Origin of the sequence: Pseudomonas sp. SWRI111 (assembly GCF_014268555.1) — a bacterium.
Lineage (GTDB): Bacteria > Pseudomonadota > Gammaproteobacteria > Pseudomonadales > Pseudomonadaceae > Aquipseudomonas > Aquipseudomonas hamedanensis.
This window is the reverse complement of the sequence record NZ_JABWQQ010000005.1, coordinates 255033-269219: the sequence shown is the minus strand read 5'-3', so window position 1 is coordinate 269219 and position 14187 is coordinate 255033. Positions and strand designations below refer to the sequence as shown.

The 14187-nt window shown below is 61.2% G+C and carries 14 protein-coding genes; 8 read left to right on the top strand and 6 right to left on the bottom strand.

The window, feature by feature from the left end; genetic code table 11:
- Window positions 1-751 (top strand): ABC transporter permease subunit (locus HU755_RS09455; RefSeq protein WP_186631855.1); only part of this gene is annotated, 751 nt, incomplete at its 5' end.
- Window positions 748-1638 carry an ABC transporter permease subunit gene (locus HU755_RS09450; RefSeq protein ID WP_024014718.1) on the top strand — a complete coding sequence of 297 codons (891 nt, stop codon included), beginning with the start codon at window positions 748-750 and terminating at the stop codon, window positions 1636-1638. The genes HU755_RS09455 and HU755_RS09450, both read left to right, overlap by 4 nt.
- Before the next feature lie 140 nt (window positions 1639-1778).
- Here the strand turns inward: HU755_RS09450 and HU755_RS09445 are convergent, their stop codons facing one another.
- Entirely contained in the window at window positions 1779-2420 is a 642-nt protein-coding gene (locus HU755_RS09445; RefSeq protein WP_186631852.1) for an HD domain-containing protein, read from the bottom strand.
- Between the two features lie 311 nt (window positions 2421-2731).
- Here HU755_RS09445 and HU755_RS09440 point away from each other — a divergent pair, with 311 nt between their 5' ends.
- Window positions 2732-3697: a GlxA family transcriptional regulator gene (locus HU755_RS09440; RefSeq protein ID WP_186631849.1), complete on the top strand. Its 966-nt coding sequence runs from the start codon at window positions 2732-2734 to the stop codon at window positions 3695-3697.
- A gap of 132 nt (window positions 3698-3829) precedes the next feature.
- Here HU755_RS09440 and HU755_RS09435 read toward each other — a convergent pair whose 3' ends face one another.
- Entirely contained in the window at window positions 3830-6241 is a 2412-nt protein-coding gene (locus tag HU755_RS09435) for a penicillin acylase family protein (protein WP_186631846.1), read from the bottom strand.
- A 102-nt stretch (window positions 6242-6343) separates the two neighbouring features.
- Window positions 6344-6922 carry a DUF6436 domain-containing protein gene (locus tag HU755_RS09430; RefSeq protein WP_186631843.1) on the bottom strand — a complete coding sequence of 193 codons (579 nt, stop codon included), beginning with the start codon at window positions 6920-6922 and terminating at the stop codon, window positions 6344-6346.
- Window positions 6923-7020: 98 nt separating this feature from the next.
- On the opposite strand from HU755_RS09430, the gene HU755_RS09425 reads away from it, so the two are divergent.
- Window positions 7021-7968 (top strand): alpha/beta hydrolase, encoded by a 948-nt coding sequence (locus tag HU755_RS09425; RefSeq protein WP_186631841.1) that lies wholly within the window; start codon window positions 7021-7023, stop codon window positions 7966-7968.
- 104 nt (window positions 7969-8072) lie between these two features.
- On the opposite strand, the gene HU755_RS09420 is transcribed toward HU755_RS09425, so the two are convergent.
- Entirely contained in the window at window positions 8073-8804 is a 732-nt protein-coding gene (locus HU755_RS09420) for a DUF2059 domain-containing protein (RefSeq protein WP_186551255.1), read from the bottom strand.
- A gap of 108 nt (window positions 8805-8912) precedes the next feature.
- Between HU755_RS09420 and HU755_RS09415 the strand changes: the two genes are divergently transcribed.
- Window positions 8913-9545: a 2OG-Fe(II) oxygenase gene (locus HU755_RS09415; protein ID WP_186551254.1), complete on the top strand. Its 633-nt coding sequence runs from the start codon at window positions 8913-8915 to the stop codon at window positions 9543-9545.
- A 2-nt stretch (window positions 9546-9547) separates the two neighbouring features.
- Complete coding sequence (locus HU755_RS09410; protein WP_186631839.1) at window positions 9548-10033, top strand: DUF523 domain-containing protein; 486 nt, start codon at window positions 9548-9550, stop codon at window positions 10031-10033.
- A 117-nt stretch (window positions 10034-10150) separates the two neighbouring features.
- On the opposite strand, the gene HU755_RS09405 is transcribed toward HU755_RS09410, so the two are convergent.
- On the bottom strand, window positions 10151-10720 hold the full coding sequence (locus HU755_RS09405) for a transporter substrate-binding domain-containing protein (RefSeq protein ID WP_186631837.1): 570 nt from the start codon (window positions 10718-10720) through the stop codon (window positions 10151-10153).
- 135 nt (window positions 10721-10855) lie between these two features.
- On the opposite strand from HU755_RS09405, the gene HU755_RS09400 reads away from it, so the two are divergent.
- Window positions 10856-11281 (top strand): DUF4399 domain-containing protein, encoded by a 426-nt coding sequence (locus HU755_RS09400; RefSeq protein WP_186631832.1) that lies wholly within the window; start codon window positions 10856-10858, stop codon window positions 11279-11281.
- Window positions 11282-11353: 72 nt separating this feature from the next.
- Here the strand turns inward: HU755_RS09400 and serA are convergent, their stop codons facing one another.
- A complete protein-coding gene (serA, locus tag HU755_RS09395; RefSeq protein ID WP_186551251.1) occupies window positions 11354-12583 on the bottom strand; it encodes a phosphoglycerate dehydrogenase in 1230 nt (409 codons plus the stop codon).
- Window positions 12584-12787: 204 nt separating this feature from the next.
- Here serA and HU755_RS09390 point away from each other — a divergent pair, with 204 nt between their 5' ends.
- On the top strand, window positions 12788-14182 hold the full coding sequence (locus HU755_RS09390; RefSeq protein WP_186551250.1) for an FAD-binding oxidoreductase: 1395 nt from the start codon (window positions 12788-12790) through the stop codon (window positions 14180-14182).
- The last annotated feature ends 5 nt before the right edge of the window (window positions 14183-14187 follow it).

Sequence of the window (14187 nt, the reverse complement as noted above, 5' to 3'; positions counted from 1 at the left end):
GATCTACACGTACGCCGAGCAGAAGCTGCAGCTGCTGCTGAACTTGGGCAACTACGCGTTGCTTGGCGATGACGAACTGTACATCGCCGCGTACCTCGGCTCGCTGAAAATGGCCTTTATCAGCACCGTACTCTGCCTGCTGATCGGCTATCCGATGGCCTACGCCATCGCCAGTGCGCGCAAAGAGCTGCAAACGGTGCTGGTGCTGCTGATCATGATGCCGACCTGGACCGCGATCCTGATCCGCGTCTACGCGTGGATGGGCATCCTCAGCAACAACGGCCTGCTCAACGGTTTCCTGATGAGCATGGGCCTGATCGACGAACCGCTGCAGATCCTCAACACCAACCTCGCCGTGTATATCGGCGTGGTCTATTCGTACCTGCCGTTCATGATCCTGCCGCTGTACGCCAACCTGGTGAAGCACGACAACAGCCTGCTGGAAGCTGCTTCGGACCTAGGGTCGAGTACCTTCAACAGCTTCTGGAAAATCACCATTCCGCTGTCCAAGAACGGGATCATTGCCGGCTGCATGCTGGTGTTCATCCCGGTGGTGGGCGAGTTCGTCATTCCGGAACTGCTCGGCGGTCCGGAAACCCTGATGATCGGCAAGGTGCTCTGGCAAGAGTTCTTCAACAACCGCGACTGGCCGGTGGCGTCCGCGCTGGCGGTGGTGATGCTGGCGATCCTGATTGTGCCGATCATTCTGTTCAACCGCAGTCAGGCCAAGGAAATGGAGGGTAAAGAATGAAGCGCTTCCGTTTCTCCAGCCTGATGCTGGTACTGGGTTTGTTGTTCATTTATCTGCCGATGCTGATCCTGGTCATCTACTCGTTCAACGCCTCCAAACTGGTGACGGTGTGGGGCGGCTGGTCGATCAAGTGGTACGTCGGCCTGCTCGATAACTCGCAACTGATGGGCTCGGTGCTGCGCTCGCTGGAAATCGCCTGCTACACGGCGGTCGCCGCGGTCGCTCTCGGCACACTGGCGGCGTTCGTGCTGACGCGCATCACCCACTTCAAGGGCCGCACGCTGTTCGGCGGCCTGGTGACTGCGCCGCTGGTGATGCCGGAGGTGATTACCGGTCTGTCGCTGTTGCTGCTGTTCGTGGCCATGGCGCAGATGATCGGCTGGCCGCAGGAGCGCGGCATCGTCACCATCTGGATCGCCCACACCACTTTCTGTGCGGCGTATGTTGCGGTGGTGGTGTCGGCGCGTTTGCGTGAGTTGGACCTGTCGATCGAAGAAGCGGCAATGGACTTGGGCGCACGGCCGTGGAAGGTGTTCTTCCTGATCACCATCCCGATGATCGCGCCGTCGCTGGCGGCGGGCGGGATGATGTCGTTCGCGCTGTCGCTGGATGACCTGGTGCTGGCGAGCTTCGTGTCCGGCCCGGGGTCGACGACCTTGCCGATGGAAGTGTTCTCGGCGGTGCGTCTGGGCGTGAAGCCTGAGATCAACGCCGTGGCCAGCCTGATTTTGCTGGCGGTGTCGCTGGTGACCTTCCTGGTGTGGTTCTTCAGCCGCCGCGCCGAAGAAGCACGCAAAAAAGCCATCCAGCAAGCCATCGAAGAGAGTGCGGCCGATTCGTGGAAGCAACCGGACGCCCGCCGCGCGCCTGCGCCGCAAACCGTTTAGGCCGGTCGGGTAGGCCTCATTCCCGAGGTCAACCCAAATCCAGACTGTAGGAGTGAGCCTGCTCGCGATAGCGGTGTGTCAGCCAAGCATTATTCAGCTGACACGACGCCATCGCGAGCAGGCTCACTCCTACAGGGGATTTATGCAGTCCAGGGAGAATTGCGGATGACCTCGACAAAGTTCATCGGCCTGAACCCCGGCTCCTTATCTACCAGCACATCTGTCTTCACGTTGCCAAACGTGGTCTGCGGGCGATGGCGCAAGCCGTCGGCAAACGCGCAGATGATGCATTCCTTGAAACCCTCGCCGCGTGGATGCGCATGCACCACGGCTTCGCGCTGCACGCTGCTGAACGCGGCGTAATCGATGCCCAGCACATCCATCTCCACGCCGGCAGTGACCAGCGCCACGGTCGGGCGCAGATGCTTGGGCACCCCCGGCGTGGTGTGCAAGGCGATCGACAGCCACACTTGCTCGATGTCGTCATCGCTCAGCCCGTACGGCTTGAGAAAGGCTGCCGCGGCATTCGCGCCATCCACTTCAAAACGCTCATCGTCGCTGCGATGGCCTTCGACCAGACCCAGGTCATGGAACATCGCGCCGACGTATAACAGCTCCGGGTTGTAGGCCAGTTGTTGGCGCTCGCCGCTCAAGGCTCCGAACAGAAACACCCGGCGCGAGTGGTGATAGAGCAGGTCGGATTCGATGTCACGGATGTATTCGGTGGTAGCCCGGGCGAGGGCGCTGTCGGGGATTTGGATGCCGGCGATGGTGCTGGACATTTGGTTTTCCTCAGCGAAAACGCCGTTGTGGCGTTGATGGGGAAAGTCTGTTCCCGACGCGCCAAGCGAACAATCGAGGCATGGCTGCGATCCTTGCCATTGCACCTGCAAATCATGCCAAGCTCGCTTGCCGGGTGGGATTTGGCTAGGGTTGGCTCGATCAACAAGCCAGACATGGCCCATGTGGGAGCGGGCTTGCTCGCGAAGGCGGTGTGCCATTCAACGGAGATGTTGCAGGTAATGGCCTCTTCGCGAGCAAGCCCGCTCCCACAGGGATTGTGTTTGTCACAAGCAATGAGGGCGTTTGAGCCATGAACAAATCCGTCGCCATCGTCGTATTCCCCGGCGTGCAATCGCTGGACGTCAGCGGCCCCATGGATGTGTTTGCCGAGGCCAATCGTTTCCTCGCAGCGCAGGATCACTATCGGTTAGAGGTGATCGGCCTGGAGCGTGGGCCGATGGCCTGCTCCAACGGCCTTACCCTCCACGCTCATCGCCATTTCAGCGAAGTCCTCGACGCCTATGACCTGCTGCTGGTCGCCGGTGGCCCGCAATTGCCGTTCATGGATTTCGGCGCGACCTTCGACGCCTGGCTGCGCGACGCCTGTGGCCGTGCCCGGCGCTTCGGCTCAATTTGCAACGGCGCGTTCATGCTGGCGCGTGCCGGTTTGCTGGAGCGGCGCACAGTCACCACCCATTGGAACGATGCCGAGGCCTTGGCGCGGCTATGTCCGACGACGCGGGTTGAAGCGGATCGTCTGTATGTCGAAGACGACACCCTCTACACCTCGGCGGGGGTCACGGCGGGCATCGATCTGTCTCTCTACCTGCTGGCGCGCGACCATGGCACCGAGGTCGCGCTGAATGTGGCGAAACGTCTGGTGGTGTTCACCCAGCGCTCGGGCGGGCAATCGCAGTTCAGTCCTTTCCTCACGCCACATGCCGAACCGACGTCGGCGGTGGCGACGGTGCAGCTGTACGTATTGGCCAATCTCACCGGGGATCTGACGATTGCCGATCTGGCCAGTGCGGCCAACATGAGTGCGCGGAATTTTTCCCGGGTGTTCACGCGAGAGGCCAAGGTAACGCCCGCGGAGTTTGTCGAACGGGCGCGCGTGGATGCGGCGCGAGTGATGCTCGAAAGCACAGCGGCACCGCTGAAAACCGTGGCGTACCAGTGCGGGTTTCGCGATGCGCAACATATGCGCAGCGTGTTCAACCGCAGATTAGGCGTGACGCCGCAACAGTTTCGGCTGAATTTTGCCGTAATGCTCTAAGACATGTACTGACTGGATGGGCCGCATCGCGAGCAGGCTCACTCCTACAATTAACCGCGTTTCTCCTGGAGGAATGCGATCAACTGTAGGAGCGAGCCTGCTCGCGAAGGGGCCGGTGCAGACGGCAGAACTCTATTGCGCAGCGCGCGCCGGCAGCAGCTTCAACGTACTGCGCGTATTCGCCAGCACCTCTTCTTCACTGAAATGCGCCTGCACATAAATCCCCTCGATATACGCTTCAGCCTGGTCGTCATAGTGCCGGTCAAACGGCACACCACTCTGGCCGACCGGGTTGATGGTCAAGCCATGCGCCGGGTCGGCAAAATCCACCAGCCGCCGTGTCGACGGCCCGTAAGTCACCGGCCACGGCGCCGGGCCGATTTTCGCCGAGAGGTTGTTGGGTACTTCATGACTGCCCGGCGCCGCGAACGGGCCGACATTGAACAGGCGATCCAGCGGCTTCTGCTGCCCCAGCGGATGGCCATGCGTCAGGGTGTGCGCCGCGCCCCACTGCCAGCCCGCCACATCGTCGCCAAGCGCCAGCGTGAGATGCGCCATGCTCGCCGCCCATGCCGTGCGCACAGCGTCGGCGCGGCTCTCTCTGGCCGGCGTGCTGCGATTGTCCCACCACGCTGAATCGACATTTGCCGCCAGTCGCGGCAGTGCGGAATCGACCACCCGCGTCGACAACAGCGTCTCGAAAAAGGCATTGCCCAACTCATCGCGCATGGCCGCATCGACGAGGTCATAGAGGAATTGGTTGAACACCGTCGCCGTGACCGAGTCCAGCGGATAGTCGCCCGGCCACTGCGCCAGTTGCTCGACCAGCTTCAGTTGCGCCGGATCACTCACCACCTCACGCAACACCGGCAACAGCGGTTTCAACAGACGCGGCCCGTAGGCGGTCGCCGTGCCCAATTGCAACTTCTGATTGGCCTCGTTGCTCCACTTCACGCGGTTGTCGCTGAGTTGGAGATCGAGCTGCCGGCCGCGATCGGCGAGGTTGTAGTAACCGGGAATTTCCATGCCCGTCGGCGAGACGGGCTGGAAGTTGGCCGAAACGATATAGCCGCGCGCCGGATTTTCTTCCTGCGGATTGGCGCTGAACGGGTAGTAGCCGTCCTTGTCCGCCTCAGGCGTGCTGCCGTCAAGAATGAAAGCCGGTTTTACCCCGGCCGGACGCTTGGGCAGCAAGGCCGAGGCCCACCAGGCGATGTCGCCCTTGGCGTTGGCGTAAACCAGATTCAGACCCGGCGCCTGCACCTTGGCCGCCGCAGTGCGTGCCTTGGCCAGGGTGTCGGCGCGGTTGAGCTGATAGAAGCCTTCAAGAATCGGGTTCGGCGTTTCGAGGAAGGCCCACCACATCGCAATCGGTGTTTTTCCGGCAGCGCTGCCGAGGGCATCGTTGACGATTGGCCCATGCGGCGACTGGCGCAAGGTGATGGTCACGGGCGCCTGGCCTTTCACATTGATCTGCTGCTCGGTGACGACCATGTCGGTCCACTGGCCGCGATACCAGACCTGATTGGGGTTGTCCGGGTTGACCTTTTCGGCGATCAGATCCAGGTCATCGTTCTGGAACATGGTCAGGCTCCAGCCGAAATCCAGGTTGTGTCCCAGAAACGCAAACGGCACCAGTGCCTGATGATGTCCGTACAGTTCGAAGCCCGGCGCCGACAACTGCGCCTCGTACCACACCGACGGCACCGAGAAACGAATGTGCGGATCGCCGGCCAACAGCGGCTTGCCACTCTGGCTACGGCTGCCGGCGATGACCCAGGCGTTGCTGCCTTCGAACTGCGGCAGGCCGTGGTCGATCAGTGCCTGCTCGCTGAGGCGGGCGAGGGTGTTGAGGTCTTGCCAGTCGCCAGCGGCGAGAGCTGGTTTGTGCCTGGCGTGATCGGGGGCCAGAACGCCTTTGGCTTGCCAGTCGAGATCGAAGACATTCAGGTAGTCGGCGCCGAGCTGATCGCGCACGTAGGTCAGCAGCGGCTCGGTGCGAAACGCGGCGGCAAAACTGTAGGCCATGTACCCCGCGACGCTGATGCTGTCCTCGGCAGTGAACGGCCGCTTGGCGATGCCCAGCACGTCGAACTCGATCGGCGCCGCGTGGGTGTCCTGATATTGGTTGATGCCATCCAGATACGCTTGCAGGCCCTTCCACGCCGGCGACTGCTTGTCGAGACCGGCGACGTAACTGGCCGCACGTTCACGGATGCGCAGGCTGCGGAACAGCTTATCGGTGTCGAGCAGTTTCGGTCCCAGCACTTCGGCTAGCTCACCCCGGGCGAGACGGCGCATGGCTTCCATCTGGAACAACCGATCCTGAGCGTGCACATAACCGAGGGCGCGATACAGGTCGGTTTCGTTCTCGGCGCGAATATGCGGCACACCGCGCTCGTCGTAACGCACAGTCACCGAGCCTTGCAGGTTGCGCAGTTCGACCTGGCCCTGACGTGTCGGTTGTTTGCTGTAGACGTACCCGCCGGCGGCGCAGAGCAGGACAACGATGAGCAAGGCAACAACGATCAACGCACGCTTCATGGTGACTCCTTGTGCAGGCGAGTGGGCCGCCCGTCGGGCTGCAAACATTTAGCACAGAGCATCTGTGCGGTGCAGCGCTGTCCTTGAAAAGTCCGGAATGCCTTACTTCGTCTCAACCGGCCACGGGCAATAACACCCCACCGCCAAGGTATGCGTGGCATCGACCGGGCGATCTTCCGTCAGGGCATGCAGGATCGGTTCGATAAAGCTGTTGCTGGAGTTGCAGGTCAGGCCTTCGCTGTAGGGGCCGAAGTAGGCCAGCTTGCCGCTGCGGTCCCAAATCGCCACGGCGGGGCTGGCGGGGATCTGTTCGGAACCGGGCAGGACGATGATGCTTTTCAGGCTGGCGAGGGTGGCGGGCAACTGGCCGTGGCTGCCGGGCCTTTGCACGGCGAAAAACTCCACGCCGCGGGCGCCGAACTGCTCGACCATCTCGGTCAGGTGCTGCTGATTGCCGACATTGCACGGGCACGCCGGGTCCCAGAAGTGCACCAGACGAATATTGCCCGGCCCGGCGAGGTTGTCCGGCAGACGCAGCGGATCGCCGGAAAATACGGCGGTGTGTTCGCTGAACGCACGCAGATAACGCCCCTGAAACCAGTCATACGCCGCCCACAATACCCCGGCGCAGATCAGCGCGAGCAGGCTGGCGAACAGTGCGGTGCGGTAGGGCGAACGCATGGATTTGAGTCCTCAGAGGCGGGCTAGCTTGCCATGCTTGCCGCGACAGATGAATATCGCAGGCCGATAAAGTCTGTTTACCGCTTTGGAATGACCGCATGCCTGATACTTTCGACCCCGATCATTTACGCGCGAGCCTAAAGCCCTTGGCCGAGTGGCAGCCGTTATCGGACGAGGCCAAGGCTTATCAGCGCTTCTACAAAACCGACTTTGCCGAGCGCGATGTCTGGCGCGGCATGGGCCGTTTCGAGGTCGATGGCTACGAGCTGGTCAGCCATTGCTGGTGGCCGGAGAAGGTCAAGGGCACGCTGTTTCTGCTGCACGGCTATTACGATCACACCGGGCTGTATCGGCATGTGATCGAGTGGGCGCTGGATCAGGATTTTGCCGTGATCGCCTGCGACTTGCCGGGGCATGGTCTGTCGAGCGGGCCACGGGCGAGCATTCGTGATTTCGCGGAATATCAGCACATGCTGCAAGCGCTGTTCGCCGAAGCCAATTCGATTGCGCTGCCGCAACCGTGGCATTTGTGCGGGCAGAGCACGGGTGGCGCGATTGTCGTCGATCACCTGCTCAACCATGGCGAGCACAGTCCGGCGCAGGGCCAGGTGATTTTGCTGGCGCCGCTGGTGCGGCCAAGAGCGTGGGGCTGGTCGCAGCTGAGCTATTACCTGCTGCGGCCTTTTGTCCGAGGCGTCGCGCGGCGCTTCAGCGAGAACTCCAACGATCCGGACTTCTTGCCATTTTTGCAGGCCGATCCGTTACAGCCCCGGCGCCTGCCGACGCAATGGGTAGGCGCTCTGTCGCGCTGGATCATTCGCGTCGAGCACGCCAAAAAAAGCCCGCGACGGCCGCTGATCATTCAGGGGCAGGCGGACATGACCGTGGACTGGCAGCACAATCTGCAGGTATTGAAATGGAAGTTCGACCGGCCGCAGATTCTGCTGCTGGCTGAGGCGCGCCATCATCTGGCCAATGAGACGGCGGAGATGCGCGAGGAGTATTTCGAGTTCTTGAGCAAGCGGATCAGGGGCCGGAATCTCTAGCATTAGCGATGGCCCCATCGCGAGCAGGCTCACTGCTACATTTGGAATGCGTACCCCTGTAGGAGTGAGCCTGCTCGCGATAGCGGTCTAAGAGGCGACGAGGATCACTGCCCGACCGCCAGCCCCGCCCGAATCGCCGCCAATGCCGCCTGATAGTAAGCCTTGCCCTCGGTCGACTCGGCAAACGTCGCAAACTCTTCCAGCTCTTCATCCGACAAGTCGCGATAGACATAGAGCAGGGTGTTGTTCAAATCAGCGCCAATCTGATCCATCAGGCGCTGACGCTGACCATTCAACATGCCCTGGGCCTGACCGCCACCGAGCAACCCCGGAATCATCGAACTCAAACTGTCCGCCGCGACGCCGGCAATCGCCAGGCTGACTTCGGCGCCAGCCTCGCGCGCGGGCAGCGCTTGGGCGAGGTGGCCGATAATCAGCAGACGCGTGTCGCTGGCCTGCATTTTCGGCAGGCCCTTGGCATTTTTCGCCAATTGATCGCGGCGGGTCGCGAGCAGTTCGGCGGCGACGATTTTCTTGCCCAGCGGTGACTGAAAGAACGCCAGCGCCGGTTTCGGGTCGGCGAGTTTCTGCCGCAGTTGCGCTTCGGCACGTTGATCCATGGCCTGGGGCGCGAAGCGCTGATTGCTGTTGTTCACCAGCGCCTGAAACACCGCCGGCGGCAGGCTGTTCTGATAGCGCTGCTGGGCGGCGCTCAGGGCGTCGTTGAAATGCGCGCGTTGTTCTGGCCAGCCGGCGACCTTGTAGAGCTGATCGTGGCCGTCCGCCCAGGCAGGCAAAACGCAGAACATCAACAGTGAAAAAAGCAAACGGCGCATAGGGACTCCTGTCAGCAGCCGACTATTCTCCGTGCGGTGCCGGTACTTGTCGAGAATTCGTATCAAGGCGCCGCGCGGCTCTGTCGGATTTGTTGCCGCCGGCATACTATGCGCGCCATGCCGATATCCTCTGAACACCCGCTGCTGTTACGCATTGTCGACGACCTGGCCGAACACGGCTGGTCGCAGCAGAACATTTTCCTGCCTGCCGGTTTGACCGGCGAGCTGGCGGCCGAGTGCCGTCAACGTGAAGCCGAGGGTGAACTGGCGCCGGCGGCGGTCGGTCGTGGGCCGTTTTCAGAGATCCGCGAGGGCATTCGTGGCGACCACATTCAGTGGATCGACCCGGGCCAGGCCGAGGCCACTGACCGTTATCTGAGCCTGATGGACAGCCTGCGCGAAGCGCTCAATCGCGGCCTGTTCCTGGGACTTGAAGACTTCGAATGCCATTTCGCCCTGTACCCGCCCGGCGCGTTTTATCGCAAGCACGTCGACCGCTTCCGCGATGACGACCGGCGCATGGTCTCGGCGGTGATTTACCTCAACGAGGCGTGGCTGCCGGAGGATGGCGGTCAGTTGCGCATGTACCTCAAGGACGGACGCGTGCACGACGTGCAGCCGACCGGCGGCTGTCTGGTGGTGTTTCTTTCCGGCGAAGTGCCCCACGAAGTGCTGCCGGCCAACCGCGAGCGGCTGTCGCTGACCGGATGGTTCCGTCGCCGTGGCAACGAGCCGTTCTGAGCATGGACAAGATTCTGGTCAGTCGTTGCCTGTTGGGCCATCGCGTGCGTTATGACGGTGGCGCCAGTGGGCCGTTCGATCTGCTTGAACAATGGATTGCCGAAGGACGCGTAGTGCCGCTGTGTCCTGAGGTGGCCGGTGGTTTGCCGACCCCGAGGGCGGCGGCGGAGATTCCCGGCGGGCAGGGCGCAGAGGTGCTTGATGGCGTGGCCGCAGTGATCACCACCGATGGCGAAGATGTCAGCGCGCAGTTTCTCGACGGTGCGCGACAGGCGCTGGCGTTGGTGCAGCGACACGGTATTCGGGTGGCGGTGCTCAAGGCCAACAGCCCCTCTTGCGGGAATCTGCTGACCTACGATGGCACATTCAGCGGAGTGAAAGTCTCCGGCGAAGGCGTTACGGCTGCGCTGCTCAAGCGCCATGGGGTTCAGGTGTTCAGTGAGCTTGAGCTGCCGCAAGCGGCGCAGGCCCTGGCAGCCCTCATCTAAAGGATCGCCGAAAATCCCGTGTAGGAGTGAGCCTGCTCGCGATAGCGGTGTGTCAGTCAATGATTATCGAACGACATACCGCATTCGCGGGCAAGCCCGCTCCCACAGGTTCTGGGTTTACCGGGGTGCGGTGAACCACTTCTCGGTCAGCGCATCGAGCCGCCCATCGGCCTTGATCCGCTGCATCGCACTCTCAAGGCTGGCCTGAAACGCCGGATTACCCTTCTGAAACGGAATCGCCAGTTCCACCGATTGCGGCGCTTTCGGCTTTTCTTCGGTCAACGCCTGCACCAGCACCATCGGCCGGGGTGTCTCGTCTTTCTTCGCCAGCAGCTGCCCGTCGACCTCGCCGTACGGTGTGCTGACGTCGAAACGTTCCTTGAGTTCGGGTGTCAGTGCTATGTGATTGAGCGCGACGTCGTACTTGCCACTTTCAACGCCCTGGAGCAGATCGGCCTCGTCGGTGACGATGAAGTCGGCGCGCACATCCAGCTCCCGGGCCAGGATTTGCCCAAGCTCGACCTCGAACCCCGTGAGTGTGTCGCCTTCCTTGTAATTGAACGGCGGTGTATTAGCCTCAAGGGCTATGCGCAACTCGCCACGGTCGTTGACGTCATCAATCAGTTCGGCGTGAGCCAAGGGGCTCAGAAGGGGTAGCAGGCAGATCAGGCCAGGCAGAAAACGCATGGTCACTCCTTTGAAATCATTATCGCGACGCTCTGATTCAGGCTCGCTTTGCTATGGTTGTCGAGTGCCTTCGACAACGAATGGTCATGAAGTTGTCATGACCGTGCGGATTTTACGGAAAAACTGGAGAAGAAAATGAAAAGCTTTATGTCACGTGCAGCGTTGGCCGGTGTGCTGATGGGTGTTTCGGTGCTGGCCAGTGCGGCAACGCCGGCGCCCAAGGATGCTGAAGTGTTCATCGTTTCTCCCGAGGACGGGACCACCGTCCCGCAGGAATTCAAGGTCAAGTTCGGCGTCAAGAACATCGCGCTGGCCCCGGCGGGTGACGTCACCAAAAACACCGGCCACCATCACCTGCTGATCGACGTCGACGACCTGCCGGCCGAAGGCGCGCCGATCCCGACTGACGCCCACCACATGCATTTCGGCAAGGCGCAAACCGAAGCCACGATCAAACTGGCCCCGGGCAAGCACACCTTGCAGCTGATTCTCGGCGACAGCGGTCACATGCCGTTCGACCCATCGATCGTTTCGGAAAAAATCACGGTCAACGTGAAATAAAAAAAGGGAGTCCTTCGGGACTCCCTTCTTTTATTCAGCTTCAAGTTGCTGGCTGCAAGCTACAAGCTGCAGTTAGAACAGTACGCGACTACGGATAGTACCGTTGACGTGTTGCAGCTTCTCTTGCGCCAGCTCCGAGTATTCGGCGTCGACGTCGATGACCACGTAGCCGACCTTCTCGTTGGTCTGCAGGAACTGACCGGAGATGTTGATGCCGTTTTCGGCAAAGACCTTGTTGATCTCGCTCATCACACCCGGGATGTTCTCGTGGATGTGCAGCAGGCGGTGCTTGCCAGGGTGAGCCGGCAGGGCCACTTCCGGGAAGTTCACCGACGAGACGGAGGTACCGTTGTCGCTGTACTTGACCAGTTTTTCCGCCACTTCCAGACCGATGTTGGCTTGCGCTTCAGCGGTGGAACCGCCGATGTGCGGGGTCAGGATCACGTTGTCGAGGCCACGCAGCGGGCTTTCGAACTCTTCGTCGTTGGAGCGTGGCTCCACCGGGAACACGTCGATGGCCGCGCCGATCAGGTGCTTGTCCTTGATCGCGTCCGCCAGGGCGTCGAGTTCGACCACGGTGCCGCGTGCGGCGTTGATCAGGATGCCGCCCTTCTTGATCGCGCGGATTTCCTTCTCACCGATCATCCACTGGGTCGCTGCGGTTTCCGGTACGTGCAGGGTGACGATATCGGACATGCCCAGCAGCTCGTGCAGGTTGTTGACCTGCGTGGCGTTGCCCAGCGGCAGCTTGGTCACGGTGTCGTAGAAGAACACCTGCATGCCCAGGCCTTCAGCCAGAACCGACAGCTGCGTGCCGATCGAGCCGTAGCCGACGATGCCCAGCTTCTTGCCACGGATCTCGAAGGAGTTGGCTGCGGATTTGATCCAGCCGCCACGGTGGCAGGACGCGTTTTTCTCAGGGATGCCGCGCAACAGCAGAATCGCTTCGGCCAGCACCAGCTCGGCCACGGAGCGGGTGTTGGAGTACGGCGCGTTGAACACGGCGATACCGCGCTCGCGGGCCGCACCGAGGTCAACCTGGTTGGTGCCGATGCAGAAACAGCCGACCGCGACCAGCTTCTTCGCGTGATCGAAGATCTCTTCGGTCAGTTGCGTGCGCGAGCGAATGCCGATGAAGTGAGCGTCCGCGATCTTTTCCTTGAGCTGGGCGTCCGGCAGAGAACTGGTGTGGTACTCGATGCTGGTGTAGCCCGCCGCCTTGAGGACGTCGACAGCCGATTGGTGGACGCCTTCGAGAAGAAGGAACTTGATCTTGCTCTTATCGAGAGAAGTCTTGCTCATCTGCGTAAACCTGTATCCCGGAGAAAAATGGCAGGAGATAGCCAGCAGACGCTGACCCGGACGACAAGAATGCCGTCACCGCAGATCAGGCCTTGGGCACTGTCCTGCGGGGTCGGTATGCTAGCATAGCCACCCCGCTAAACACTCATTCCTGCGACGTGAAGCGTTCTCAGGATGACCATGAATTGTTCGAGAGTTCTGTCGATGACCAATCCTGCGCTGATTGATGAACTGAAGTCCCTGGTCGAAGCTGGCAAGGTCTTGACCGACGCCGACTCCCTGAACGCATACGGCAAGGATTGGACCAGGCATTTTGCTCCGGCGCCGAGCGCCATTGTGTTTCCCAAGACCATCGAACAAGTCCAGGCCGTGGTCCGCTGGGCCAACGCGCGCAAGGTCGCGCTGGTGCCGTCGGGCGGACGCACCGGGCTGTCCGCCGCTGCGGTGGCGGCCAACGGCGAAGTGGTTGTCTCGTTCGATTACATGAACCAGATCCTCGACGTGAACCTCACCGACCGCACCGCCGTGTGCCAGCCGGGCGTAGTCACTGAACATCTGCAGAATGTCGCCGAAGAAAATGGCTTGTATTACCCGGTCGACTTCGCGTCGGCGGGTTCCAGCCAGATTGGCGGCAACATCGGCACCAATGCCGGCGGAATCAAGGTGATTCGCTACGGCATGACCCGTAACTGGGTGGCGGGCATGAAAGTCGTCACCGGCAAGGGCGACGTGCTCGAACTGAACAAGGACCTGATCAAGAACGCCACCGGTTACGACCTGCGCCAGCTGTTCATCGGCGCCGAAGGCACTTTGGGTTTCGTCGTCGAAGCGACCATGCGCCTGGACCGCGCACCGAAAAACCTCACCGCCATGGTCCTCGGCACCGCCGATTTCGATTCGATCATGCCGGTGCTGCACGCCTTTCAGGGCAAGCTTGATCTGACTGCGTTCGAATTTTTTTCCGACAAGGCCCTGGCCAAAGTGCTCGGCCGTGGCGACGTACCGGCACCGTTCGGCACCGAGTGCCCGTTCTACGCCCTGCTGGAGTTTGAAGCGACCACTGAAGAAGTGGCCAACAGCGCGCTGGAAACCTTCGAACATTGCGTCGAGCAGGGCTGGGTGCTGGACGGCGTGATGAGCCAGAGCGAAACCCAGTTGCAGAACCTGTGGAAACTGCGCGAGTACATCTCCGAGACCATTTCGCACTGGACCCCTTACAAGAACGACATCTCGGTGACGGTCTCGAAAGTGCCAGCCTTCCTGCGGGAAATCGATGCGATTGTCGGCGAGCACTACCCGGACTTCGAAATCGTCTGGTTCGGCCACATCGGCGATGGCAACCTGCACCTGAACATTCTCAAGCCGGAAAACCTCAGCAAGGACGAGTTCTTCGCCAAGTGCGCGACCGTCAACAAGTGGGTGTTCGAAACCGTTGAGAAGTACAACGGTTCGATTTCCGCCGAGCATGGCGTCGGCATGACCAAGCGCGATTACTTGACCTACAGCCGCTCGCCGGTCGAAATCGAATACATGAAAGCGGTCAAGGCAGTGTTCGACCCGAACGGCATCATGAACCCGGGCAAGATCTTTGCGGTTTGATCGGT